General features: G+C 67.8%; 24 protein-coding genes. 6 read left to right on the top strand and 18 right to left on the bottom strand.

Features of this window, described 5'->3' with window-relative positions:
• Positions 1-12: 12 nt before the first annotated feature.
• From eutC to eat, 3 genes are read right to left on the bottom strand one after another with little or no spacing between them, the layout of a single operon-like run.
• Complete coding sequence (gene eutC / locus BR07_RS0105895; RefSeq protein ID WP_027504634.1) at positions 13-738, bottom strand: ethanolamine ammonia-lyase subunit EutC; 726 nt, start codon at positions 736-738, stop codon at positions 13-15.
• Positions 735-2,147, bottom strand: a complete 1,413-nt coding sequence (locus tag BR07_RS0105890; RefSeq protein WP_027504633.1) for an ethanolamine ammonia-lyase subunit EutB — start codon at positions 2,145-2,147, stop codon at positions 735-737. The genes eutC and BR07_RS0105890 overlap by 4 nt, the downstream gene beginning before the upstream one ends.
• Entirely contained in the window at positions 2,144-3,574 is a 1,431-nt protein-coding gene (gene eat, locus BR07_RS0105885; protein WP_027504632.1) for an ethanolamine permease, read from the bottom strand. Before eat ends, BR07_RS0105890 begins: the two co-directional genes overlap by 4 nt.
• A gap of 166 nt (positions 3,575-3,740) precedes the next feature.
• Between eat and BR07_RS0105880 the strand changes: the two genes are divergently transcribed.
• Positions 3,741-4,604, top strand: a complete 864-nt coding sequence (locus BR07_RS0105880; RefSeq protein ID WP_027504631.1) for a type IV toxin-antitoxin system AbiEi family antitoxin domain-containing protein — start codon at positions 3,741-3,743, stop codon at positions 4,602-4,604.
• A gap of 21 nt (positions 4,605-4,625) precedes the next feature.
• Here the strand turns inward: BR07_RS0105880 and BR07_RS0105875 are convergent, their stop codons facing one another.
• The 4 genes from BR07_RS0105875 to mftF form a co-directional block, all read right to left on the bottom strand.
• Entirely contained in the window at positions 4,626-5,120 is a 495-nt protein-coding gene (locus BR07_RS0105875; protein WP_037184728.1) for a DUF779 domain-containing protein, read from the bottom strand.
• Positions 5,121-5,176: 56 nt separating this feature from the next.
• Positions 5,177-6,700, bottom strand: a complete 1,524-nt coding sequence (gene adh, locus BR07_RS0105870) for an aldehyde dehydrogenase (protein WP_027504630.1) — start codon at positions 6,698-6,700, stop codon at positions 5,177-5,179.
• A gap of 104 nt (positions 6,701-6,804) precedes the next feature.
• The gene (locus BR07_RS0105865) at positions 6,805-8,067 is read right to left on the bottom strand and encodes a transcriptional regulator (protein WP_051613169.1); all 1,263 of its coding nucleotides are present in this window, start codon (positions 8,065-8,067) and stop codon (positions 6,805-6,807) included.
• Positions 8,068-8,185: 118 nt separating this feature from the next.
• A complete protein-coding gene (gene mftF, locus BR07_RS0105860) occupies positions 8,186-9,592 on the bottom strand; it encodes a mycofactocin biosynthesis glycosyltransferase MftF (RefSeq protein WP_027504628.1) in 1,407 nt (468 codons plus the stop codon).
• Between the two features lie 437 nt (positions 9,593-10,029).
• On the opposite strand from mftF, the gene BR07_RS0105850 reads away from it, so the two are divergent.
• The gene (locus BR07_RS0105850) at positions 10,030-10,731 is read left to right on the top strand and encodes a GntR family transcriptional regulator (RefSeq protein ID WP_027504626.1); all 702 of its coding nucleotides are present in this window, start codon (positions 10,030-10,032) and stop codon (positions 10,729-10,731) included.
• 133 nt (positions 10,732-10,864) lie between these two features.
• Positions 10,865-12,451: an NCS1 family nucleobase:cation symporter-1 gene (locus BR07_RS0105845; protein WP_027504625.1), complete on the top strand. Its 1,587-nt coding sequence runs from the start codon at positions 10,865-10,867 to the stop codon at positions 12,449-12,451.
• On the opposite strand, the gene BR07_RS23515 is transcribed toward BR07_RS0105845, so the two are convergent.
• Both BR07_RS23515 and BR07_RS0105835 read right to left on the bottom strand, forming a co-directional pair.
• A complete protein-coding gene (locus BR07_RS23515; protein WP_081821128.1) occupies positions 12,425-13,171 on the bottom strand; it encodes a GTP pyrophosphokinase in 747 nt (248 codons plus the stop codon). The genes BR07_RS0105845 and BR07_RS23515 overlap by 27 nt on opposite strands.
• Positions 13,168-13,677 carry a GNAT family N-acetyltransferase gene (locus BR07_RS0105835; RefSeq protein WP_197027738.1) on the bottom strand — a complete coding sequence of 170 codons (510 nt, stop codon included), beginning with the start codon at positions 13,675-13,677 and terminating at the stop codon, positions 13,168-13,170. The genes BR07_RS23515 and BR07_RS0105835 overlap by 4 nt, the downstream gene beginning before the upstream one ends.
• 65 nt (positions 13,678-13,742) lie before the next feature.
• Between BR07_RS0105835 and BR07_RS0105830 the strand changes: the two genes are divergently transcribed.
• Positions 13,743-15,245, top strand: a complete 1,503-nt coding sequence (locus BR07_RS0105830; RefSeq protein ID WP_231476219.1) for a UDP-N-acetylmuramoyl-L-alanyl-D-glutamate--2,6-diaminopimelate ligase — start codon at positions 13,743-13,745, stop codon at positions 15,243-15,245.
• Between the two features lie 10 nt (positions 15,246-15,255).
• On the opposite strand, the gene BR07_RS0105825 is transcribed toward BR07_RS0105830, so the two are convergent.
• The 3 genes from BR07_RS0105825 to BR07_RS0105815 are packed head-to-tail and all read right to left on the bottom strand — an operon-like array spanning position 15,256 to position 18,434.
• The gene (locus tag BR07_RS0105825) at positions 15,256-16,356 is read right to left on the bottom strand and encodes a HoxN/HupN/NixA family nickel/cobalt transporter (RefSeq protein WP_027504622.1); all 1,101 of its coding nucleotides are present in this window, start codon (positions 16,354-16,356) and stop codon (positions 15,256-15,258) included.
• Positions 16,357-16,400: 44 nt separating this feature from the next.
• Positions 16,401-17,618 carry an MFS transporter gene (locus BR07_RS0105820; RefSeq protein WP_027504621.1) on the bottom strand — a complete coding sequence of 406 codons (1,218 nt, stop codon included), beginning with the start codon at positions 17,616-17,618 and terminating at the stop codon, positions 16,401-16,403.
• 51 nt (positions 17,619-17,669) lie between these two features.
• Positions 17,670-18,434 (bottom strand): glutamate racemase, encoded by a 765-nt coding sequence (locus BR07_RS0105815; protein WP_027504620.1) that lies wholly within the window; start codon positions 18,432-18,434, stop codon positions 17,670-17,672.
• 113 nt (positions 18,435-18,547) lie between these two features.
• Between BR07_RS0105815 and BR07_RS0105810 the strand changes: the two genes are divergently transcribed.
• A complete protein-coding gene (locus BR07_RS0105810) occupies positions 18,548-18,832 on the top strand; it encodes a hypothetical protein (protein ID WP_027504619.1) in 285 nt (94 codons plus the stop codon).
• Between the two features lie 100 nt (positions 18,833-18,932).
• On the top strand, positions 18,933-19,598 hold the full coding sequence (locus tag BR07_RS0105805; protein ID WP_027504618.1) for a hypothetical protein: 666 nt from the start codon (positions 18,933-18,935) through the stop codon (positions 19,596-19,598).
• Between the two features lie 61 nt (positions 19,599-19,659).
• Here BR07_RS0105805 and tuf read toward each other — a convergent pair whose 3' ends face one another.
• From tuf to BR07_RS0105775, 6 genes are all read right to left on the bottom strand, one after another.
• Entirely contained in the window at positions 19,660-20,850 is a 1,191-nt protein-coding gene (gene tuf, locus BR07_RS0105800; protein ID WP_027504617.1) for an elongation factor Tu, read from the bottom strand.
• A gap of 98 nt (positions 20,851-20,948) precedes the next feature.
• Entirely contained in the window at positions 20,949-23,051 is a 2,103-nt protein-coding gene (gene fusA, locus BR07_RS0105795; protein ID WP_027504616.1) for an elongation factor G, read from the bottom strand.
• 90 nt (positions 23,052-23,141) lie between these two features.
• Positions 23,142-23,612: a 30S ribosomal protein S7 gene (rpsG, locus tag BR07_RS0105790; RefSeq protein ID WP_027504615.1), complete on the bottom strand. Its 471-nt coding sequence runs from the start codon at positions 23,610-23,612 to the stop codon at positions 23,142-23,144.
• Between the two features lies 1 nt (position 23,613).
• A complete protein-coding gene (gene rpsL, locus BR07_RS0105785) occupies positions 23,614-23,988 on the bottom strand; it encodes a 30S ribosomal protein S12 (RefSeq protein WP_027504614.1) in 375 nt (124 codons plus the stop codon).
• 291 nt (positions 23,989-24,279) lie between these two features.
• The gene (locus BR07_RS0105780) at positions 24,280-24,801 is read right to left on the bottom strand and encodes a DUF3558 domain-containing protein (protein WP_027504613.1); all 522 of its coding nucleotides are present in this window, start codon (positions 24,799-24,801) and stop codon (positions 24,280-24,282) included.
• Positions 24,798-25,331, bottom strand: a complete 534-nt coding sequence (locus BR07_RS0105775) for a DUF3558 domain-containing protein (RefSeq protein WP_037184722.1) — start codon at positions 25,329-25,331, stop codon at positions 24,798-24,800. Before BR07_RS0105775 ends, BR07_RS0105780 begins: the two co-directional genes overlap by 4 nt.
• Positions 25,332-25,367 lie beyond the last annotated feature (36 nt).

The following is a 25,367-nucleotide window of genomic DNA, read 5'->3' as shown; positions in this document are numbered from 1 at the left end:
ACGGTGCGCGGGTCAGGTCAGTTCGCGAGAGGAGTCCTTGAGATCGACGCCGGACCGCCCGAGCGTGCGCGCACCCGCGACCAACGATGCCGTCACCCGCGCCGCATGGTCGTAGTGCATGCCGCCGGGCGGGTGAATGTTCGAGATGCAGTTGCGCTCGGAGTCGTTACGGCCGGGCTTCGGACCGTGCGTCAGGTAGATGCCGAGACTGTCCGCGACCGAGAGTCCCGGCCGTTCACCGATGACGACGATCAGAGTCGCCACGCCCAGTGCTGCTCCGACATGGTCTCCCAGCGCGACCCGCGCCTGGGTGGCGATCACCGGGGGCGCCATCGTGAACGTGCCCAGCGAGTCCTTCAGCGCACCGAGCAGTCCTGCGCCGTGATCCATCAGTGCCCGCGGGGAGAGCCCGTCGCACAACACGATTCCGATGTCCGCGTCGACCGTGTCGACGCCGGACAGGTCCTCGGGCTGCCGTCCCAGATCGGGACGACGCAGATACTCGCTGCGGGTGGACGCCTTGCTGGACACGACCACCGGATCACCGAGTCCGACCGCGGCGATCTCCCGAGCGAAGCTGTCGGTGTCGAGCGGTATGTGGACCGCGTCCCGCGCCGCGGCGTGGGCGGCCCGGAACTCGAGCACCCGCGTCGTCGGCAGGGCGTCCCCCGCCCGGCCGAGCCCGATGCGCGCCTGCGTCGTCACGCGAAGGTCGGTCCAGAAGTCCGGGGTGCTCATGCCGGCGTCGTCAGTGCTCGCAGCGGCGACGACGCGGCGTCGACGGGCAGGACCCGCCCCGCGTCGTCGGTCATCCCCAGCCGGTGCATCCACGCCTCGAACTCGGGAGCGGGCTTGAGGCCCAACACCTGCCGGACGTAGAGGGCATCGTGGAAGGACAGGCTCTGGTAGCCGAGCATGATGTCGTCGGCACCCGGCACGGCGATGACGAAGGCGGCGCCCGCGGCACCGAGCAGCGTCAACAACGTGTCCATGTCGTCCTGGTCCGCTTCGGCATGGTTGGTGTAGCAGACGTCGACACCCATGGGCAGACCCAGGATCTTGCCGCAGAAGTGATCCTCGAGTCCCGCGCGGATGATCTGCTTGCCGTCGTAGAGGTACTCGGGTCCGATGAAGCCCACGACCGTGTTGACCAACAGCGGATCGAGCGCTCGGGCCAACCCGTACGCGCGGGTCTCGAGCGTCTGCTGATCGACCGGCTTGCCCCCGGTCCCGAAGTGGGAGTTCGCGGACAGCGCCGAACCCTGGCCCGTCTCCAGGTACATGACGTTGTTCCCGACAGTGCCGCGGTGCAACGACTTTCCCGCTTCGTTGGCCTCCAGAAGCATCGGCACCGTCACCCCGAAACTGGAGTTGGCACCCTCGGTTCCCGCGATGGACTGGAACACGAGATCCACCGGGACACCCTTGCCGATCAGGTCCACGGTGGTGGTGACGTGGGAGAGCACACACGACTGCACCGGAATCTCGAAACGCTGGCGGATCTCGTCGAGCAGGTACAGCAGATCGGCTGTCGCAGCAGGTGAGTCGGTCGCCGGGTTGATGCCGATGACGGCGTCGCCCGAGCCCATCAGCAGACCGTCGAGCGTTGCCGCGGCGATTCCGTGCGGGTCGTCCGTCGGATGATTGGGCTGCAGGCGGGTGGCCATCGTTCCGGGCAGACCGATGGTGGTGCGGAACGCCGAGATCACCGTCGCCGCCCGCGCCACCGCGATGAGATCCTGGTTGCGCATGATCTTGCTCGTCGCGGCCACCATCTCCGGGGTGAGGCCGGGCGCGACGTCCCGCAGTGTCCGGGCGCTGTCGGGTTCCGCTGCGACCGTGAGCAACCAGTCCCGCAGACCGCCCACCGTCAGATGAGAGACCGCGTCGAATGCCTGCGCGTCATGGCTGTCGATGATGAGGCGGGTGACCTCGTCGCTCTCGTACGGCACCACCTGCTCGTCGAGGAACGTCTGCAACGGCAGATCCGCCAGAACCCAGGCGGCGGCGGCACGTTCGGCGTCCGACTCCGCCGCGCAGCCTGCGAGTTGATCGCCCGATCGCGCCGGGGTGGCCTTCGCCATGACCTCGACGAGACCGTCGAAGGTGTAGGTCGATCCCGAGATCTGCTGGTGGTAGGTGCTCACCCGAGTTCGTCCTCGGCAGCGGCGAGCGCCGCGAACTCCTCGTCCGGAGAATTGGCCACCAGGTGATGGCGGCTGTAGACGCCGAAGTAGACCATGAAGAGCGCGAACACGACCAGGCACCACAGCGCCGCCTGACTGTCCACGAGGAACGTCGCGATCACGGCGAAGGCGGCGATGACGAGCGCGAATCCGGTCGTGACCGTGCCGCCCGGAGTGCGGTACGGACGCGGCATGTCGGGCTCGCGGCGACGGAGCACGATGTGGCTCACCATCATCAGAACGTAGCTCAGCGCTGCCCCGAAGACGGCCATGTTCAACAACATCGAGCCCTTGCCGGTGAACGTCAGGGCAAAGCCGATGATGCCGGGCACGATCAGCGCCAGCGTCGGCGCCTTCCGGCTGTTGACCACCGACATGGACTTCGGCAGGTAGCCGGCGCGGCTCAGCGCGAACAGCTGCCGGGAGTAGGCGTACATGATGGAGAAGAAGCTGGCGATCAGACCGGCGAGGCCGATGTAGTTGACCACCGTCGCGGCGCCGCTGTCTCCCAGCGCCTCCACCAACGGGTTGCCCGACGCCTGCATCGCGTCGGCTCCGCCGGCGCCCGTCACGAGGATCAGCATGGCGGTGGCGGTCACCAGCAGCACCGCCATGGCGGCGATGATGCCGCGTGGCACGTTGCGCGCCGGATCCTTCGCTTCCTCGGCCGCGAGCGGCACGCCCTCGATCGCGAGGAAGAACCAGATCGCGAACGGCACCGCGGCCCAGATCCCCAGGTACCCCATCGGCAGGAAACTCGAGGCGCCCGCGGCATCCGTCGGGGCAATGTCGGTGAGGTTGGAGGCGTCGAACTGGAAGATCGCGGCGACAGCGAAGATGACGAGGCCTACGAGAGCGATGCCGGTGATGACGAACATGACCTTCAGCGCTTCACCGACACCGGCGAGGTGCACGCCGATGAAGATGGCGTAGACGGCGAGGTACACCCACCACCCGTCGGTGATCCCGAACAGGCCGAGCGATTCGACGTACGCGCCGATGAACGTCGCGATGGCCGCGGGGGCGATGGCGTACTCGATGAGAATGGCTGTGCCGGTGGCGAATCCGCCCCACGGTCCGAGCGCGCGCCGGGCGAACGTGTATCCGCCGCCCGCTGCCGGGAGCGCAGACGACATCTCCGCCATGCCCAGCACCATCGCCAGGTACATGCCCGCGATGAGGATGCCGGCGATCAGCAGACCACCGAACCCGCCCTGCTCGAGTCCGAAGTTCCACCCCGAGTAGTCACCCGAGATGACGTAGCTGACGCCCAACCCTGCCAGCAGCACCCACCCCGCGCTGCCGGTCTTGAGCGTGCGCTTGGCCAGGTAGTCGGACGATTCTGCCTGAGAATCGGACGCTACGGGGCGCGGTTCCTTCACGGCCATGGGTGAGCCTCTTTCGGAGTGTGAGCGGGTGGTGAGGTGAGGCTAGGACTTCTCTGTTGCGGGGACGTTGCGGTTGTTTTTCCACTGGACGGTGCGCTGACCCGCGGTAACCGCGGCCGCGCGCACCCGGCGGAACCAGGAGGGCCGACGCGGCCGTCCAACGCCTGTGATCGATCGACTTCTCGCGCTCCACGACGGTGTCATCACCGCGAAGCAAGCTCACGACGCCGGGGTGAGCCAGGACGCGATCGATCGGCGCGTCCGGGCCGGCCGCTGGCGCCGGGTCACACGCGGTGTGTACGTCGCCTGCGACAGACCGTGGACGGATGCCGCCCGAGTGCGGTGCGCGGCGTACTGGGCAGGCGACGGGGCCGTGGTGACATCGGTGAGTGCCGCGTACTGGCACGGACTCGTCCCGGTTGCACCGCGCATCGTCGATGTCACGGTCCCGCGCGGAGGACGGAGCAGGGCACCGTCGGGTGTCCGGGTGCGGCGACGGAACCTCGACCCCGCCGATGTGGTGGCGATGCGCGGAATCCGAGTCACGGCCTCGGGTCTCACGGTTCTCGAAGCGTCCGAGGAGATGGGGATGGGCATCGTCGACGTCGCCTTGCGCGGGCGGATGTCGCCGGCGGTGCTCCGGCGCGCACACGATCGAAATCCCCGGCGACGGGGCGCCCCCGCGGCCGAGAAGCTTCTGGTGGCAGCGGAGGGAGGAACTCGGTCGGAAGCCGAGCGCCTCTTCGTCACCGTGATGCGCAGTGGACGCATCACGGGGTTCATGGTCAACTTCCCGTGGCGCGGGTACGTGCTGGACTTCGTGTTCCTCGACGAACGCGTCTGCATCGAGATCGACGACTGGGCCTTCCATTCGGACCCCACCGCCTTTCACCGAGACCGAACTCGGCAGAACGTCGTCGTCCAGGAGTGGACGCTGTTGCGATACACCTGGCGCGACCTCACCCAGAGACCCGACGAGGTGATCGCCGAAGTCCGAGCGGCGCTCCGACGGTGCGCTGAACCGCGGTGACCGCGGCTCAGCGCACCCGACTCAACCCTGTATCGCCATCCCCGGCACCGGGCAGGCGTCGACGGCCTCGGCGACCACGATGGACTCGGTGGGGACGGGCGGGCGAGCGCCCTCCTCCCACTGCGCGCCGGTGATGGGGTCCTGCGACTCGAGTTCCGCGTTCTCCTCGGGGGTGTAGGCGCGCCCACGACTGAGGAACCGCAACCCCTCCGGCGTCTCGAGGGAGAAGCCGCTGCCCCGGCCCGGCACCACGTCGAGCACCATCTGGGTGTGCTTCCACGCCTGGAACTGCGACCCCGAGATCCACACCGGAACGGCGTCGCCGTCGCTCGGCAGGTCGTCCGCGACGGTGCCGACCTCCGCGCGCAGGTCGAGGAGCCCGAGCAGGACGTCGCGGTCCCCGACGATGAATTCGCCTGCGGGGTAACACATCGGCGACGACCCGTCGCAGCATCCGCCGCTCTGATGCATCATCAGCGCGCCGTGGAGCCCGCCGAGGCGACGGAGAAGCTCCATCGCCCCGGCGGTTGCTTTGAGCCTCGGAGGCGGTGCCGACCCGTGGTTCGGCTGCATCAGAAGAAGCCCTGAGCCTTCGGGGCGTAGCTCACCAGCAGGTTCTTGGTCTGCTGGTAGTGGTCGAGCATCATCTTGTGGTTCTCGCGGCCGATTCCCGACTGCTTGTAGCCACCGAAGGCCGCGTGGGCCGGGTACTGGTGGTACGTGTTGGTCCACACACGACCGGCCTGGATGTCGCGGCCGGCGCGGTAGGCGACGCCGCCGTCACGCGACCAGACACCGGCGCCGAGGCCGTAGAGCGTGTCGTTGGCGATCTCGATGGCGTTGGCGTAGTCGGTGAAGGAGGTGACCGAGACGACGGGTCCGAAGATCTCCTCCTGGAAGATGCGCATGTTGTTCTTGCCGGTGAAGATGGTCGGCTGCACGTAGTAGCCACCGTTCAGGTCGCCGCCGAGCTGCGCGCGCTCGCCGCCCGTGACGATCTTGGCGCCCTCGCCCTTGCCGATCTCGATGTAGGACAGGATCTTCTCGAGCTGGTCGTTCGAGGCCTGGGCGCCGATCATCGTCTCGGTGTCCAGCGGATCACCCTGGCGGACGGCCTTGGTGCGGATCGCGGCGAGTGCAAGGAAGTCGTCGTAGATGTCCTGCTGGATCAGCGAACGCGACGGGCAGGTGCAGACCTCGCCCTGGTTGAGGGCGAACATCGTGAAGCCCTCGAGGGCCTTGTCCTGGTAGTCGTCGTTCTGCGACAGCACGTCGGAGAAGAAGATGTTGGGGCTCTTGCCACCGAGCTCGAGCGTCACCGGGATGAGGTTCTGCGAGGCGTACTGCATGATCAGGCGCCCGGTCGTGGTCTCACCGGTGAACGCGATCTTCTTGATGCGGGGGCTCGACGCGAGCGGCTTGCCGGCCTCGGTGCCGAAGCCGTTGACGATGTTGAGCACGCCCGGGGGCAGCAGGTCACCGATGACGCTGATCAGGTACATGATCGACGCGGGAGTCTGCTCGGCCGGCTTGAGGACGACGGCGTTGCCGGCGGCGAGTGCGGGCGCGAGCTTCCACACGGCCATGAGGATCGGGAAGTTCCAGGGGATGATCTGGCCGACGACGCCCAAGGGCTCGTGGAAGTGGTACGCCACGGTGTCACTGTCGATCTCGGACAGCGAACCCTCCTGCGCGCGAATGCATCCGGCGAAGTAGCGGAAGTGGTCGATCGCGAGCGGGATGTCGGCGTTCAGCGTCTCGCGGATCGGCTTGCCGTTGTCCCACGACTCGGCGAGCGCGATGGAGTCGAGGTTCTCGGCGATGCGGTCGGCGATCTTGTTCAGGATGACGGCGCGCTCGGCGGGCGAGGTCTTGCCCCACGCCGGCGCGGCCTTGTGTGCGGCGTCCAGGGCGAGGTCGATGTCCTCGGCGGTGGAACGCGCGATCTCGCAGAAGTTCTGTCCCGTGACGGGCGTCGGGTTCTCGAAGTACTGACCCTTGACCGGAGCCACCCACTCGTTGCCGATCCAGTTGTCGTAGCGGGCCTCGAAAGACATGGCGGCGTCGGGCGTACCCGGGCGAGCGAAGACAGTCATCGAACATGCTCCTTCATCGGTGATCCACCCCCACGGTCATCGGGGGCTGTGATGCAGGACACTAGAACGACGACGGTTGCATGACCGTTGCAGAGCCGACTCGGTCAGCCCAGCAGGGCGAGGCGAGCCTGGACCTGCCCGTACAGCGCCGAGGACGGGCTGAGCGTGGCGAGGTAGGCCGACCACGCGGTGGCGTCCTCGCGGCCGTGCACCGACGCCGTCCACCGCGCCAGCAGCACCGGGTCACCGGACCGCAGCAGCGCCGCCTGGACGCGCACTCGCAACTCCTCGCGGATCTCCGCGATACCCGGGGCGTACGACGACGGGAGCACCACGCCGGAGTAGAGCCGCAGCGCCGCGTCGACGTCCCCGCGGTCGAGAGCCGCCCGCACGTCCTCGACGTCCGACGACAGTTCCGCCACCAGTCGATAGGGCCGCGAGGCCACGCCGTCGGCTCCGAAAACCTTGCGCAGGCGCGACATCTCGGCTCGGACGGTGACCGAGTCCAGCTCGTTCTCGTCGAGCAGCACGGCGAGATGGTCGGAGCTCAGCCCCTCGGGATGCGCCCGCAACAGCAGCAGCATCTCGGCGTGCCGTCCGGACAGGGCGACGCGTTCACCGCCGCGGACCAACGACGGGCGCCCGGCCCCGAGTACCTCCAGCCGGACTCCGGTGTCGAGATCGGGACGCGGGGACTCGAGCAGATGCAATCGCAGTTCGGACTCGGCCGCCGCCACCGTCGCGCGGACCAACGAGAGCACCTCGGGAACCGCGACGCGCGGACCGCCCGTGATGTCGATGGCCCCCAGGATGCGGCCGGTGACGGGGTGGTGGACGGGGGCTGCACTGCAACTCCACTCGTGCACGGGCCGCGAGAAGTGCTCGGCGGCGAAGATCTGCACGCAGTGATCGATGGCCAACGCGGTGCCGGGGGCGTTGGTGCCCATCCGCCCCTCGCTCCAGTCAGCGCCCTCGGTGAAGTTCATGGCGTTCGCGCGATCCTTCGCCGCGGTGTCGCCCTCGACCCACAGCAGCCGGCCCGACGCGTCGGTGATGGCCACGAGAAGGCCGGTGTCGGCGGCGTCCTCGACGAGGAGCTTGCGCACCACGGGTCGGATGACTGACATCGGGTGATCGGCGCGGTACTGCGCGAGCGTGACGTCGTCGAGGAGATCGTCCGCGCCACGATCGGGGTCGACGCCCATGTCGCGGCTGCGCAGCCAGGAGTCGAGAACGACGGACCGCACGGGCGACTGGGGGTCGACGGGACGGGCGAGTCCCACGGTCGACAGACCGGGCCCGACGAAGGTCTCGTGAGCGCGGGAGACGGAGCGTGCGAGCGTGGCGGCGTCGTCCCCGGGCCTCATCGCGACCCACGGATTGACCGTCACCACAGACCCCGCTTCCGTCAACAGCCTCGCCCGGCAGATCGGCACACTCGACCGGCCTCCACTGTAACCCAGCTCACAGAGCAGGTGGCGGGGACTACTGGTTGCCGAGACGCGGCACCAGAGCACGGGGGTCGCGGTGCGACACGGCACCCACCCAGAGTCCGGTGCCGTAGGCGACGTCGTCGATGCGCTTGTACGCCGCGTAGCGCACCGGACCGAGGCCGCCCGGCTCCCGGTGCTCGACCCAGTCCCGCACACCCTCCGCCACCGCGATGGCCAGCGCCAGACGTCGGATGCGCCGGGAGAACAGCACGGCCACCAGCGTGACCGGCCAGTAGTGCCGCACCGCCGCGGAGGCCAACTGCCAAGCGCCCCCGACGGTTCCGCGTGCCGCGAACACCGCGGCGAGGCGAGTGGGGTGATCCAGATCGACGAACAGGCGCCGTAGGCGGACCACCGTGGTGATCAGCGTGACCAGCGCACCGACCATGCCCGCACGCGTCCCCGAGGCGGCCAGCAGCAGTGCGAGCAGGGTCGACCGCGCCATGGCCACGGGCGGCACCTTCCCGTGGTGACGGGAGGCCAGCTCGGTGGCACCGGTACCGTAGAACAGCTTGCGCCCGAACCACTTTCGCAGAGTGACGCGGTGATCGTGGGCGACGCGGGCCACCGGCTCGTACCGCAGGCGCCATCCCGCGTCCTGCAGTCGCCAGCACAGATCGACGTCCTCGGCCACGTGCATGGCCTCGTCGAAGCCTCCGCAGTCGAGCACGGCCCGTCGCCGGGCGACGACCGCCGCACTGGGGACGTACGACACCGGGCCACCCGCGAACACCGGGGCCTCCCGGCGACCGAGATCGAGGGAGGACCGTGCGCGCTCGTAGCGGGCGAGCGCACTACCCTCCGGCTCGAGCGCCACGATGCGCGGAGCGACCAGCCCGACGGAGGGGTCGGAGAAATGACTGAGGACGACTTCGAGCCAGCCCTTGCGCGGCACCACGTCGGAGTCGAGGAACGCGACGAAGTCGGTCGTGGCCGCGGCGAGGCCGGCGTTGCGCGCCGCGGACGGTCCCCGCGGGGCGTCGTGCCGCACCACCGCGACCGAGGCACACAGTTCGTCCACGGCGATCTCGGCGTGCCGGACGGGAACGCGGGACCCGTCGTCCACGACGATCACGCGGAGTCCACGCAGCGCGCGCATCAGCCGCAGCAGTCCCTCGTGGTTGTCGCGGACCGGGATCACGACCGTCACGTCCGCGGCGGACGGAGTGCTCATCGGCCGGGGGTTCGCGACACCGGAGTCGAGCAGTCGACGCGCCACCGTCGCGGAGTCGGGATCGGACACCCGCAGGAATCCGTCGCCGATCATCGCGGCCGCGGCGGGTGCCAGCATCACCATCCTGGTGGGCGATCCGCCGAGGAGAACTCGACCGTTCGAGAGAGTCCGCACTCGAGGATCGATACGCACTCCGAATCCATCGGGAAGACGACCGTCGCGCATCGGGTCATCGTAAGGGCCTCTCTCGGTATTTGTCATAAGTCGGGCAGGATCGGCCCGAACACCCGCCGACGCGGGAATCGCGCTGTGGTCCGTTCGAGGGACACCCGCCCCGCGCGCACCGTGCATCGGCGCTGCTCGGCGCGCCGTGACCCCGACCGGTCGGCGTGCCTGGTCTCGACTGTCAAGCGAGACTTGAGGTTCGCTCGGATCGAGCGGCCGCCGACCGGATCGTCCACGGCAGATCGACGTGCACCGGGGAGCCCGCGCCGCGAGCTCGGGCAGGCGAGCCGACTGCCCGGCAGCGGATCGATCGACCGGCGTCCGCCGACGTGAACGTTCACCAACTCTCGTCGCACCGATGCGGCGACACGCGAGCGTCCGACGACTCCCCCGGTTAGAGTCGCCATGTCCCGTCCCGGTTCGCAGAAGGGGTCACGATGCCGCCGCGTCGCCGCTCGGCCCTGCTCGCGAAACTGTCCCGCGACGTCGCGGGTGGTTCACAGGAGGAGATCCTCACCGAACTCCGCCGGGTCATCCTGTCGGGTGACGCCCCGCCGGGAACGCCCATTCCCCTGGGCGACGTCGCCGACGTGTTCGGAGTCAGCCGCATCCCGGTGCGCGAATCGCTGAAGACCCTCATCGGCGAGAATCTGGTGTCGCATCGACCCAACCTCGGATACACGGTCGCGCAGTTGACGTCTCAGGAACTGCGCGAGATGTACATCGTTCGGGAGGTGCTCGAGAACGCCGCCCTCGCGGTGGCGGCCGAGGCCGCCACCGACGGGGAACGGCGTCGTGCCGAACAGATCGAGCGAGACCTCCGATCCTCGATCGCGGACGACGATCCCCAGCGCTACCACCGGTTGAGCCGCGAGTTCCACGTCGCCCTCACCGCGCCGTCCCGGATGTACCGCCTGCTCCACATGCTCGACGTCGCGTGGAACGTCACGGAGCCGGTCCAACCGATGGTGCACGTGCTGGGTGCGGACCGCGCGGCGTTGAACGACGATCACAGCGTCATGGTCCGCGCGTTCGTCGACCGCGACTCGGCGGCACTCCTGGCGGCGGCAGGGCACCACAACGAGCGGCTGAACGACGTCATCGCGACGCTTCCGGCGGGTTCCGGCCTGCTCTCCTGAGCCGGAACCGGACAGACCGGACCCGGAAACCTGCCGGTAAAGAGATATATCGGTTTCGTCACGACACGGAAATACAACGGGCTCAGACTTCTCCGCAGCACCGACCACGGTCCGCACCAGCGACGGAGACACGATGACCGACACCATTCCGCACACCGGCCCGTTCGACCCGCCTCCCGGGTCCCGCTCCGGTGTGAACGATCTGATCGAGGCACACGGGTACGCCGGAGGCGGGTCGACAGCAGAGGGACATCCGGTGGGGGGTGGAGTGATCAAGGAGGGGTACGACCCGAGGCTCACCAACGAGGACCTCGCCCCGCTGCGGAAGCAGACCTGGTCGTCCTACAACATCTTCGCGTTCTGGATGTCCGACGTGCACTCCGTGGGCGGATACGTCACCGCGGGCAGCCTTTTCGCGCTGGGACTGGCCAGTTGGCAGGTGCTCGTCTGTCTCCTCGTCGGCATCTCGATCGTCTACGTCTTCTGCAACCTGGTGGCCAAGCCCAGTCAGGTCGCAGGTGTCCCGTACCCGGTGATCTGTCGATCGGTCTTCGGCGTCCTCGGGGCCAACGTTCCCGCCATCATCCGAGGACTGATCGCGGTGGCGTGGTACGGGATCCAGACCTTCCTGGCCTCCGCCGCGCTCGACATCGTGTTGATCAAGCTGTTCCCGGCGCTCGGTCCGTGGGCGGACCGAGACCTCCACGGCTTCGCGGGACTGTCCACTCTGGGGTGGGGCAGCTTCATGCTCCTGTGGGTCCTGCAGGCGGCGGTCTTCTGGCGCGGCATGGAGTCCATCCGCAAGTTCATCGACTTCTGCGGCCCGGCCGTCTACGTCGTCATGTTCCTGTTGTGCGGCTACTTGATTCACGAAGCCGGCTGGAGCGCCATCGACCTGAACCTCGGCGACGTCACCTACACGGGGTTCGCCGCGGTGCCCGTCATGCTCGGCGCGATCGCGCTCGTCGTCTCCTACTTCTCGGGTCCGATGCTCAACTTCGGCGACTTCTCGCGCTACGGAAAGAGCTACGCCGCCGTGAAGCGCGGCAACTTCCTGGGCCTGCCCGTCAACTTCCTGCTCTTCTCGATCCTCGTCGTCGTCACCGCGTCCCTCACCGTTCCCGTCTTCGGCGAGCTCATCACCGACCCCGTCACGACGGTGGCGCGCATCGACAGCACCTTCGCGATCATGTTGGGCGCGTTGACCTTCACGATCGCCACGATCGGTATCAACATCGTCGCGAACTTCATCTCGCCGGCCTTCGACTTCTCCAACGTCAGCCCGCAGAAGATCAGCTGGCGCGCCGGCGGCATGATCGCCGCCGTCGGCTCCGTGCTCATCACGCCGTGGAACCTCTACAACAATCCCGACGTCATCCACTACACGCTCGAGACCCTGGGAGCGTTCATCGGACCGCTGTTCGGCATCCTCATCGCGGACTACTACCTCATCCGCAAGCAGAAGGTCATCGTCGACGACCTGTTCACCATGGACGAGAGCGGCACGTACCACTACGCCAAGGGCTACAACCCGGCCGCGCTGATCGCCACCGCCGTCGGTGCCGTCTTCGCGATGTTCCCCGTGCTCACGGGCGGCACCCTCACCGGAATGCACACCGCGGCGCAGTACAGCTGGTTCATCGGCTGCGGCATCGGCTTCGCCCTCTACTGGGTGCTGGCCACGAAGACCTCGCTACGGGTGCGGAACGTCCCCGCCTGACCGCGGATCCGGCGCCAGTCCCGGCATGAGCGAGCGCAGGAACAGCTCCTCGTAGTCGGGGCCGGCGTCGGTGCGGGCGTCGCCGAGACGGACCACCTCGGCGTGCAGTCGCTCCATCGTGATGTCGAGCGTGCCCGCGGCCATCGCCGCCTCGCGCAACTCGTCCCGCAGGCGTTGCGGCACCTCACCGTCGTACTTGTAGAAGATCTTGTGTTCGAGACTCGCCCAGAAGTCCATCGCGATGGTCCGGATCTGCAGCTCCACGAAGACGTGCTCCGTGCGGTCGGACAGGAACACCGGAATCTCGATGGTGAGGTGGAGACTGCGGTACCCGTTGGGCTTCGGATTCGCGATGTAGTCCTCGAACTCGAGCACTCGGATGTCGCTCTGCGACGCCAGCATCTCCTTCACCGCATAGGTGTCGGCGATGAAACTACAGGTGATCCGGACGCCGGCGATGTCGAACAGACCGGCGCGAATCGCCTGGAACGTCAACGGAATCCCCTTGCGCACGGCCTTCTCGGCGATGCTGCGCGGCGTCTTCAGCCGCGACACCACGTGCTCGATGGGGCTGTAGGAATGCAGGTGCGTGAACTCGTCCTTCAGGATGTCGATCTTGGTGGTGAGCTCCTGCATGCCGAAGCGGTAGGACATCATGAAGCGGGTGAACTCGTCGCGCGCCGCGGTGAGGTCGAACACCACCGGCTCGTCCACGCTCATCGCGCGTCCTTCCGGAGAACCTTCTGCATCCGGAGGGACGCGGTGTCGTACCCCAGCGACTCGTACAGCCGACGCGCCGCCGTGTTGAAGCCGAAGACGTTGAGCCCGAGTACCGTTCCGCCGTTCTCCCGCACGGCGTCCTCCGCCAGGAGCATCGCCGCCCGGCCGAGGCCGCGACCCCGGTACCGCTCGTCGATGGCGACGTCCCAGACCCACCAGTCGGTAGTGGTCGCGATCGACTGGGGCCCGATCCACAGTGACCCCACCACGGTCTCGCCGTCCAGCACGTCGTACACCTGATGATGCGGTGCCGGACGACCGTCGGGGAAGTAGGCGGAGAAACTCTGCTCGGCGTTGTCGGTCGCCTGTTCGAGGGTGTCACCCGCCCGGACGCGATCCGCGCGGTAGTCACCGCGGCTGCGCTCGACCCATTCGGGAAGTCGATCGTCGGGCATGGTCCTCAGCACCACTCGGGCCTGCGTGGAGTCTCCGTCGGCTGCGCTCACCCCTCCAGTGTCCCGGGTGCCGCACAGAGGTGGTTGAGCGTTCTACTTTCGGGTACCGCATCCTGGTGAGTGTCGTGTCCCGCCGTCCGATCCGGCATGCCGGTGGCCAGGGGGCAAGGTCCCTCGTCGACGTCGCCGACCGCGCGGGCGGATCGGTCACAGGTCCCGCCGAGCCGGTCACGGTGGACGATCTCTGTGACGATTCGCGTGCGGTGCGGCCCGGCGATCTGTATGTCGCGCTCCCCGGAACACGCTGGCACGGTCTCGATTTCGAGGAGGACGCCCAGCGCGCCGGCGCGGTGGCCGTGCTCAGCGATCGGCCCGGCACCCGGTTGCCGAGCATCGTGGTCGCGGATCCGCGGGTCGTCGTCGGTCCGCTGGCCGCATGGTTCCACGGGAGCCCGTCCTCGTCGATGGCCGTGTTCGGAGCGACGGGCACCAACGGCAAGACCAGCACGACGCACTTCCACCACGCCGGCCTGCGCGCCGCGGGTCATCGTGCGGGGATGATCTCCGGGGTCGCGGTCAGCGGCGCCGGCAGCGACGAGGCCCCGGTGCGCACCACTCCCGAGGCGACGGTGCTCCAACGCACGCTGTCGACGTTCGTCCACAACGGATGCACGGCCGCCGCCCTCGAGGTGTCCTCGCACGCCATCGCCCAGCACCGCGTCGACGGGGTGGAGTTCGCCGTCACCGCCTTCACCAATCTCGGCCGGGACCACCTCGACTTCCACGGCTCGATGGAGGAGTACTACCGGACCAAGGCCTCACTGTTCACCCCTGACCGCACCGGACGGGCCGTCGTCATGATCGACGACGAGTACGGGCGGCGGCTCGCGTCGGAGTGCGCGGTGCCGACGGTGACGTGCTCGGTGTCCGATCCTTCGGCGGACTTCCGCGCCGATCGCATCGACTGCACGACGCATCGCACCCGATTCCTCGCCCGGACCCCGGTGGGCGACATCCCGCTCTCACTGCAGGTTCTCGGCCCCCACCAGGTGGCGAACGCTCTGGTCGCACTCGCCTCCCTCGTCTCCGGTGGGGTGGACGCGGAGCGTGCGGCCGCCGGCATCTCGGCGCTGCACAACATTCCCGGCCGATGCGAGACCGTGTCGGCCGGCCAGGACTTCACCGCCCTCGTCGACTACATGCACAACGTGTCCGGCCAGCGCGCGATCCTGCCGTACCTGCGGCGCATCACCCCGGGGCGCCTGATCCTGGTCATCGGGGCGACCGGTGACCGTGACGTGGGCAAGCGCGTCGAGCTGGGCACGGTCGCCGCGGCCTATGCGAACGACATCGTCGTCACGGACGAGAGTGCCAACGGCGAGGATCCGCACTCGATTCGCGCCGACGTCGTCCGCGGCGCCCGGTCCGGTGATCGGGGCGTCCGCGTGGTGGAGATCGCGGACCGGCGCGCAGCATTCCACCACGCCGTGGCGGACGCGGCGGCCGGCGACACCGTCGTCGTGGCGGGGCGAGGCAACGACACCTGGCAGCACTTCGGCAGCCGAACCGTGTACTTCGACGATCACGCCGAACTGCACGACGCGATCGTCGCCCGATGACTCCCGCGGATCAGCTCGCCGGCGTCTCCCGCTCGAACCGGTCGTCGATGCGCGCCGCCTTGTAATAGACGATCGAGCCGATCCAGACCACCACGAACACGACCACCACGATCTGGCCCGCCAGGGTGAGATCCACTGCGGCCACCGCGTCCCAGATGCCGCCGGACAGTCCGAGTTCCTCACCGAGCAACGACAGGATCTGCACGGTGCCCACCACGAGGGCGAGGAAGATCGACAGGCCCGTCATCGTGATGTTGTAGTAGATCTTCCGGACCGGCGTGACGAAGGCCCAGCCGTACGCCTTGGACATGAAGACGCCGTCGAGCGTGTCCATCGTCGACATGCCGGCCGCGAACAGCACCGGCAGCGCGATGATGGCCATCGGCGGCAGGCCACCGGCGATGGCGCTGGTGCCCGCCACGGCGAGCAGACCGACCTGCGTGGCGGTGTCGAACCCCAGGCCGAAGAGCAGCCCCAGCGGATACATCTGCCACGAGTGGCTGATCATCCGGTCGTAGCGGCCGCGGAAGATCCGATTGAGCAGTCCTCTGCGTGCGAGGAGATCGTCGAGCGTCTCGTCGGAGAACTGTCCGCGCCGCGCGGCACGCCACATGCGCACGATGCCGACGAGGACGACCAGGTTCAGGGCCGCGATGAGGTAGAGGAACGTGCCGGAGACGAGGGTGCCGATGAGGCCGCCGGTGTCCGCGAAGGCGTCCCGGAAGTCCGTCGCGCGCGATGCGGCGAACGCGATCGCGGCGACGAACGCGAACACGACCGTCGAGTGCCCGAGCGAGAAGAACAGTCCGACCGCCAGGGGCCGCCTGCCCTTCTGCAGCAACAGTCGGGTGGTGTCGTCGATGGCCGCGATGTGGTCGGCGTCGAAGGCGTGCCGCATGCCCAACGTGTAGGCCAACACCCCGGCGCCCGCGTAGACGAGAGTGCCGTCCGCGCCGGTGAGGCCGTGGATCGCCGGGATCGAGTCGTAGTGCAGGAACAGGCCCCACCCGACGACGTGCAGCGCCACGAGCACTGCTGCCAGGCCCAGGAGCCGGGGGATCTCGTCGCGGGTGAAACGCGCACGTCCGGTCACGGTGTCGGCAGACGTCATGGGACACCAATATTCCTCATGGAACCCGTCCGCGCAGTGCTGGGTCAGACGCGCGCGGGTGAGCGGAGCACCGTCGTCGTGACGGCACCCGACGCCAGCGCCACGACGACCGCTCCGTAGACCGTCGCGGTGACGAGGAGACCGGCCGAGTGGATCGCCACACCCGCGACGATGGCCGGCACGCTGAAGGCGAGGTAACTCAGCACGAGCGTCGTGGCGAAGACACTGCCGCGATGCTCCGGCGGTGCGAGAGCGCCGATGATGCTCATCGCGCCGAGGAACGTCGCGCCCCAGCCGAACCCGGACACCGCGGTCCCGACGAAGTACAGCGGCGCCGACGCGATGTGCAGCCCGACGAGATTCACCACGATGCCCGCAGCGAGAGTGAGTGCACCGGCGGTCATGGCCGTGCGCGGGAGAAGAGTACGAGCGGACGCGGCACCGATCGCTCCGGCCGTGAACATCGTGAAGATGTCCAGCCCGCCCACGACGGCGCCGCGGAGATCGAAGACCGTGCCCATGATGGACGGCCCCAGCGACAGGTGGAACCCGCCCAGCGACCACGTCGCGACGAGCGCGGGGACGACCGGCCAGAAGTGGGCACGGATCGACACGGGCAGCCCGAGGGTCGGCGTCAGCACCCGCACGACGTGTCGACGGTCGTCGAAGCCTGCCCGGACCGCGGATTCCGGCACTGCCACGACGAGCGCCGTGAGGACGACCAGCGCGACGATCATCACGACGTACACGAGCGTGGTGGGGAACGGCGCGAACTGCACCAGCAGTCCGGCCGCGATACCGCCTGCTCCCAGCCCGAAGGCCGGTGCGACCGAGCTCACCAGGGGGCCGAGACGGTCGGTCGGCTGCAGATCGATGATCGCGGCGGTCAGGGCACCCATGGCCGCGCCGGCCGCCAGACCCTGCACGACGCGCGCGGCGATGAGCCAGCCGACCCCGTCGGCGAACACGAAGACGACCTGGCTGGCGATCAGCACGAGCAGCGACGTCACGATCACGGGCTTACGGCCGAGGTGGTCGGACAGCGACCCGACGGTCAACAGGGCGGCGAGTAGTGCGAAGACGTACACGGCGAAGACGATGGTCAGCGTCGACGCGCCGAATCCCCATCGGGACTGGTACACGGGGTACAGCGGGGACGGCGCCGCCGACGATCCCATGACGGTGAAGAACACGAGGGCCACCACCCAGAACGAGCGAACGGGGGTCATCCAGGACTGGGGTCGCACCTCGGTCGTCGTCACCGTGGGTCCAACCCCCCCCACCGACTCCTCATTCCCGGGACGGTGACGGCGTCAGAGCGTCGCGGGCACCGCGAGCGATCGCCCGGCCGCGAAGCGCAACGCACTGTCGGGGAGGGAACCGTCGCGTCCCGACAGGGTCACCGACACGCTCCCGTGTCCCTCACGCGGCGACGACACCTCGTCGAGGCGGCGCAGAGTCTGGGCCGCGACGGCCTCGGCGCTGTCGAACATCCGCACACCCGGCGGCAGCGCCGCCATGATCTCGTCCGCTACCAGCGGATAATGGGTGCACCCCAGGACGATGCCCTGCACGTCGTCCGGCGTCCGCGCCGCTGCCGACGCGATGGCCGCGCTGACGGCCGCGAGATCACCGCGGTCGATGGCATCGGCGAGCCCGTGGCACGCGACGGCCGACACCGTGCGACCCGACGCGAACTCCGCGATCAAGCGCGCCTGATACGACGACGCGGTGGTCGCCGCCGTCGCCCACACCGTGATCGAGTCACACTGCAGTGCAGCGGGTTTGATGGCCGGAACCGTCCCGACCACGGGGGTGGACCCCAGGGCCGCGCGGGTCGCGTCGAGCGCGATGACGCTGGCGGTGTTGCACGGCAGCACCACCACCTCGGCTCCACCGTCGACGGCGCGCCGCGCCGTCTCCACGACGTGCGCCTCCGTCCACGCGGTGGGCTTGGGTCCCCACGGCGCGTTGTCCGGGTCGAGGTACAGATGAAGGTCGAGCGACGGGCGCAGTCGACGCAGGCGGGCTGCCGTGGGCAACGACCCCAGGCCCGAGTCGATCAGCGCGACGTTCACGGTGACAATCTACCGCCCCGGTGCCGGCCGACCTCCGGACGTCGGCGCGCGGCCACGATGGATGCGGGAAGGCCGGAGGCCGGTCGGAATGTGACAGAGCGCAGACTGAGCGGATGACCGCTCCGCTCGAGCCCGATGAGGCCGACCTCATCGCCGCGGCGGTGCTCGCGGTCCCCGGTGTGGCCGGCCTGCACTCCGGCCTCTTCGGTGAGGCCGTGACGCTGCTGCCGGGTCGACGCATCGAGGGCGTGGTGGTGGGGCACGAGTCCTGCGCCGTGCACATCACGGTCCGTTGTCCGGGAGATCCCGACTCCGTCGTCCACGCCGTCCAGGAGACGCTCGCGCGTGTCGTCCGGATTCCCGTTGTGGTCACGGTGGAGGATTTCGCCGTCGAGTGAGTCGGCGTCACAACGCTTTTCGGCACGGTTGCCGTCGCGACCCGAGAGGACGAGGGTTGCGCGCGCGCCGACGCGGGATCGGCGCGGAAACGGAACTCACATGATGCGCACGATCCTTCGCCGCACTGTCGGCACGACCCTCACCGCCCTCGTGGCACTCACGCTCGGAGCATCCCCTGCATCGGCCGCTCCGGGCGGTGCTCCGCCCATCGCGCAGGTGCGCACTCTCTCCGCCGGCGCCACGGTCACCGTGGTCGGCACGGTCACCACACCGCCCGGCGCCTTCGCATCGAGCTTCCTCGACGTCGGGTTCGGGATCCAGGACCGCACCGCCGGCATCTACATCAGCGCCTCGGCGCCCACCGACGTCGTGCCGGGTACATCGGTGCGTGTCACGGGGTCGCTCGCGGACCAGTCCGGACTTCTGGTGGTGCGACCGACGAGCATCGTGTCGCTGGGACCGGTCGATGCGGTGGCACCCAGACCGGTGGTGGTCCGCGTGGTCGGCGAGTCCACCGAGGCGTCGCTGGTGACGGTCGTCGGACGCGTCACGAGCGCCGTGGTGGACGATCTGCCGTACGGGTACAAGTTCACGATCGCGGACCGGACCGGGGAGACCACCGTCTTCGTCAACACGCAGACGGGCATCGACGTGAGCGCGATCCGCGCGGGGCAGACACTGCGCGTCACCGGCATGAGCAGCCAGTACGAGGACCACTACGAGATCGATCCGCGCTCTCCCGCGGACGTCGTCGTGCTGCCCTGATTCCACACACGCCGAACGGCGCGCACCCCGCAGGGTGAGCGCCGTTCGGTGTGAGGCGGTCTTACTTGTTGATCTTCGTGACGCGACCGGCGCCGACGGTGCGGCCACCCTCGCGGATCGCGAAGCGCAGGCCCTCGTCCATGGCGACCGGCTGGATCAGCACGACGGACATCTCGGTGTTGTCACCGGGCATGACCATCTCGGTGCCCTCGGGGAGGGTCACGACGCCCGTCACGTCCGTGGTACGGAAGTAGAACTGCGGGCGGTAGTTGTTGAAGAACGGGGTGTGGCGACCGCCCTCGTCCTTCGACAGGATGTATGCCTGGCCCTCGAACTCCGTGTGGGGAGTGGTGGTGCCGGGCTTGACGACGACCTGTCCACGCTCGACATCTTCGCGCTTGATGCCGCGGACGAGGAGGCCGACGTTGTCGCCCGCCTGGCCCGAGTCGAGCAGCTTGCGGAACATCTCGATGCCGGTGACCGTGGTCTTGGTCGACTTCTCCTTGATGCCGACGATCTCGACATCCTCGTTGACGTTGACCGAGCCACGCTCGATACGGCCGGTGACGACGGTGCCGCGACCGGTGATGGTGAAGACGTCCTCGACGGGCATGAGGAAGGGCTTCTCGGTCTCACGGACGGGGTCCGGAACCGAGTCGTCCACTGCCTGCATGAGCTCGAGAACCGACTCGGCCCACTTCTCGTCGCCCTCGAGGGCCTTGAGAGCGGAGACCTTGACGACGGGAGCGTCCTCGTCGAACTCCTGTGCGGCGAGGAGCTCGCGCACCTCCATCTCGACGAGCTCGATGATCTCGTCGTCGTCCACCATGTCGGCCTTGTTCAGCGCGACGAGGATGTACGGCACGCCGACCTGGCGAGCGAGCAGGACATGCTCGCGCGTCTGGGGCATGGGGCCGTCGGTCGCTGCGACGACGAGGATCGCGCCGTCCATCTGTGCCGCGCCGGTGATCATGTTCTTGATGTAGTCGGCGTGGCCGGGAGCGTCGACGTGTGCGTAGTGACGCTTCTCGGTCTGGTACTCGACATGGGAGATGTTGATCGTGATACCACGAGCCTTCTCCTCCGGAGCCTTGTCGATCTGGTCGAAGGCCGACGCCTCGTTCAGGTCCGGGAACTTGTCGTGCAGAACCTTGGTGATTGCAGCCGTCAGCGTCGTCTTACCGTGGTCAACGTGACCGATGGTGCCGATGTTGACGTGCGGCTTGGTCCGATCGAACTTCGCCTTGGCCACTGTGTCCTCCTGGACTGTTATTGCCTGCGTTATGCAGCATTACGGATGTACTTACGGGTGGTGCGGTGTGACGGTGGTACCGGGTCCAGCTTCGGAGACTATTCTCCGGTGGCCTTCGCGATGATCTCCTTCGAGACGTTCGAGGGAACCTCTGCGTAGGAGTCGAAGACCATGGAGTAGTTCGCTCGGCCCTGGGTGCGAGACCGCAGGTCACCGATGTAACCGAACATCTCCGACAGCGGAACCAGCGCCTTGACGACACGGGCACCACTGCGTTCCTCCATGGCCTGGATCTGGCCACGGCGGGAGTTCACATCGCCGATCACGTCGCCCATGTACTCCTCGGGCGTGATCACCTCGACCGCCATGAGCGGTTCGAGGATGACCGGACCGGCCTTGCGGGCAGCTTCCTTGAAGGCCTGCGAACCCGCGATCTTGAACGCCATCTCGGACGAGTCGACGTCGTGGTACGCGCCGTCGAGCAGGATCAGCTTGACGTTCACCAGCGGGTAGCCGGCGAGAACGCCGTACTGCATCGCGTCCTGCGCGCCGGCATCCACGGACGGGATGTACTCGCGCGGGATACGACCGCCGGAAACCTTGTTCTCGAACTCGTAGGTCGCGCCGTCCTCGCCGATGAAGGGCTCGAGGCCGATGATGACCTTCGCGAACTGGCCGGAGCCACCCGTCTGCTTCTTGTGGGTGAACTCCTGCTTCTCGACGATCTTGGTGATCGTCTCGCGGTAGGCCACCTGCGGCTTGCCGACGTTGGCCTCGACCTTGAACTCGCGACGCATGCGGTCGACGAGGATGTCGAGGTGGAGCTCGCCCATGCCGCCGATGACGGTCTGGCCGGTCTCCTCGTCGAGCTTGACCGAGAAGGTCGGGTCCTCTTCGGCCAGCTTCTGGATGGCCGTGCCGAGCTTCTCCTGGTCGGACTTCGTCTTCGGCTCGATCGACACCTGGATGACCGGGTCCGGGAACGTCATCGACTCGAGGATGATCTGGTTCTGCGGATCGCAGAGCGTGTCACCCGTCGTCGTGTCCTTCAGACCGATCACGGCGTAGATGTGGCCGGCGCTGGCGGTCGCGACCGGGTTCTCCTTGTTGGAGTGCATCTGGAAGAGCTTGCCCAGACGCTCCTTCTTGCCCTTGGTCGAGTTGATGACCTGCGAGCCGGAGTCGACCTTGCCCGAGTACACGCGCACGTACGTCAGCTTGCCGAAGAACGGGTGCGTCGCGATCTTGAACGCGAGCGCCGCGAACGGCTCGTCGGCGGACGGCTTGCGGGTGAGTTCCTTCTCCTCGTCGCCCACGGCGTGACCGATGGTCTCGGCGACGTCGAGCGGGGACGGGAGGTAGTCGATGACCGCGTCGAGCATGGGCTGGACGCCCTTGTTCTTGAACGCGGAACCGCACAGGATCGGGTACAGCTCGGAGTTGACCGTCATCTTGCGAATCGCGGTCTTGACCTCGTCGATGGTCAGCTCGTCACCGCTGAAGTGCTTCTCCAGCAGTGCCTCGTCGGACTCGGCGACGGTCTCGAGCAGCTCGGTGCGGTACTGCTCGGCCCGCTCCTTCAGCTCCTCGGGGATCTCGACGGTCTCGTAGGTCTCGCCGAGCTTCGTCTCTCCGCGCCAGACCTTCGCGTTCATCTCGATCAGGTCGACGATGCCCTCGAAGCTGTCCTCGGCGCCGATCGGCAACTGGATGACCAACGGCTTGGCGCCGAGGCGATCCTTGATGGTCTGCACGGTGAAGTAGAAGTCCGCACCGAGCTTGTCCATCTTGTTGACGAAACAGATGCGCGGCACGTCGTACTTGTCGGCCTGACGCCACACCTGCTCGGACTGGGGCTCGACGCCCTCCTTGCCGTCGAACACGGCGACGGCACCGTCGAGGACGCGGAGCGAACGCTCCACCTCGACCGTGAAGTCGACGTGCCCGGGGGTGTCGATGATGTTGATCTGGTTGTCGTTCCAGAAGCACGTCGTGGCAGCAGACGTGATGGTGATGCCACGCTCCTGCTCCTGCTCCATCCAGTCCATGGTGGCTGCGCCGTCATGGACCTCACCGATCTTGTACGAGATACCGGTGTAGAAGAGGATGCGCTCGGTAGTGGTGGTCTTACCGGCATCGATGTGGGCCATGATGCCGATGTTGCGGACCTTGTTCAGGTCGGTCAGCACGTCCTGTGCCACGAATTCATCCCGCCTTGGTGTTGGAAGAAGTGAGTCGAAGGTTCAACGCTCGGGTGGCGCCGGATGTTTCCCGGCGCCCCCGAGACGCGATCACCAGCGGTAGTGCGCGAATGCCTTGTTGGCTTCCGCCATCTTGTGCGTGTCCTCGCGACGCTTGACTGCTGCGCCGAGACCGTTGCTGGCATCGAGGAGTTCGTTGGCCAGACGCTCGACCATCGTCTTCTCGCGACGAGCGCGGGAGAACGAGACGAGCCAGCGCAGAGCCAGCGTGGTGGAGCGGCCCGGACGAACCTCGACCGGAACCTGGTAGGTGGCGCCACCGACACGACGGCTGCGGACCTCGAGGGCCGGCTTGACGTTGTCCAGTGCGCGCTTGAGCGTCACGACGGGATCGGTGCCCGTCTTCTCGCGTGCCTGCTCGAGAGCCTGGTACACGATGCGCTCCGCGGTCGACTTCTTGCCGTCCAGCAGGATCTTGTTGACCAGCTGGGTGACCAGCGGCGAACCGTAGACGGGATCGTTGATCAGCGGGCGCTTGGGTGCTGGGCCTTTACGTGGCATGTCAGCTCTTCTCCTTCTTGGCGCCGTACTTGCTGCGAGCCTGCTTGCGGTTCTTCACGCCCTGCGTGTCGAGCGAGCCACGGATGATCTTGTAACGGACACCCGGGAGGTCCTTCACACGACCACCGCGCACGAGCACCATGGAGTGCTCCTGCAGGTTGTGGCCCTCACCGGGGATGTAGGCGGTGACCTCGACGGACGTGGTCAGGCGGACGCGAGCGACCTTACGAAGCGCGGAGTTCGGCTTCTTCGGGGTGGTGGTGTACACGCGAGTGCACACACCACGGCGCTGCGGGCTGCCCTTCAGGGCAGCGGTCTTCAGCTTCGCGACCTTGTCGGTGCGACCCTTGCGGACCAGCTGGTTGATTGTTGGCATGAACCGGCTTTCTTCGTGTCGAGAAACAGGGATCTAGCAGTTGGGGCAAGAGAACGCTGCCCCTCACCCAGTAGTGCTTCCGCGGGCTTCGTGCACCCCGCGGTCGGGTGTGTCGCATACCCCCACACGGCAGCCGCGGTTCTTGCTCGATGGTGAACTCGAACACGGCTGTACCTCGCATAGGCACACAGACGTACCGGCTGGGCCGGGCACGACCTGTAACGGTACCCGGCGGCGCGCCTGATGGTCAAAACGCCCCTGCATCGGGTACAGGAGTTCACCCTTCCGTCGTCACGCCGACAGATTGAGCGAGAGCTGCATCAACCGCGTGGCCGACTCACAGGGGTCGGTCGGGTTCCCCGGCCGATACTGCACCCACCAGCCGATGACCCCGGAATCGGGCGACTGCGCCGCCACGCCGCACGATGCCGGATCGTCCGGTTGACGGATCTCGAGGGCCTTCCGCGAGGACACCTCGACGTCGCTCACCGTCCACCCCATACGTTCGTTCACCTCGCGCTCGGCCGCGAGCGACCCCGTCTCGAACCAGTCGAACGTCACCTTGACCGCGCCGCCCGGGCCGGTCAGGTCCCACCGGCAGATGGCCCCGATGAAGCCCTGGTCGATGGCGTCGCCGCCCACGACGTCGGCGATCTGCTCCGGCGTCACGGTGTCGCACTCCTCGAGGAGCGAGCGGAACTCGCCGTCCGCGCCACTCACGCCCGCTGCCACGGGCGTGCCCTCGATGGTCGACCCGCATCCGGCGAGCACCGCGGTGACCGACAGCGCCGCCAGCACGCGTCCGGCCCTCACTGCGCGCGCTCCGCGACGAGCGCCATCAGCCTCTCGGCGACGGCGCACGGATCCGCGGTGGGAACGCTGTCGGCGTACATGACGGAGAAGTGGACGAAGTCGTCTCCGTACTGCAATCCGTTCTCGCAGAGATAGGTCTCGCCCGTCGCGTTCTCCGACCTGGCTTCGAACCCGGGCTTGCCGTCGATCTCGATGTCCTCGGCCGGGCGCCCGATGAGCTCCGAGCCCATCCGTTCGCGCCCGATGGGACTGCCGCGGTACCAGGAGAAGCTGACGGACGGACCCGTCGGACCCGACACCTCCCACTCGCAGCCCACCGAGTTGCGGGTCACGATCGCGAACGACGGCACGGCGAACGCAGTGCGGACCTCCTCGTCGGACAGACCGCCGCAGACGCCGAAGAACGGGCCGGGTCCCTGCGACGCGGACGTGGACGGCGCGTCGTCGGTGGCGGCATCGGAGTCGGATCCGCAACCGGTGAGCCCGAGCAGCACCACTGCTGCCACGCCGGCCCACCGCACGGAGTTCATGGCGGCAGCCTATCGGAGTGCGGACTGTCGCGAGTA

Source organism: Rhodococcus sp. UNC23MFCrub1.1 (assembly GCF_000686025.1).
Lineage (GTDB): Bacteria > Actinomycetota > Actinomycetes > Mycobacteriales > Mycobacteriaceae > Rhodococcoides.
The sequence above is the reverse complement of the archived record's forward strand: the minus strand, read 5'-3'. Positions and strand labels throughout refer to the sequence as shown.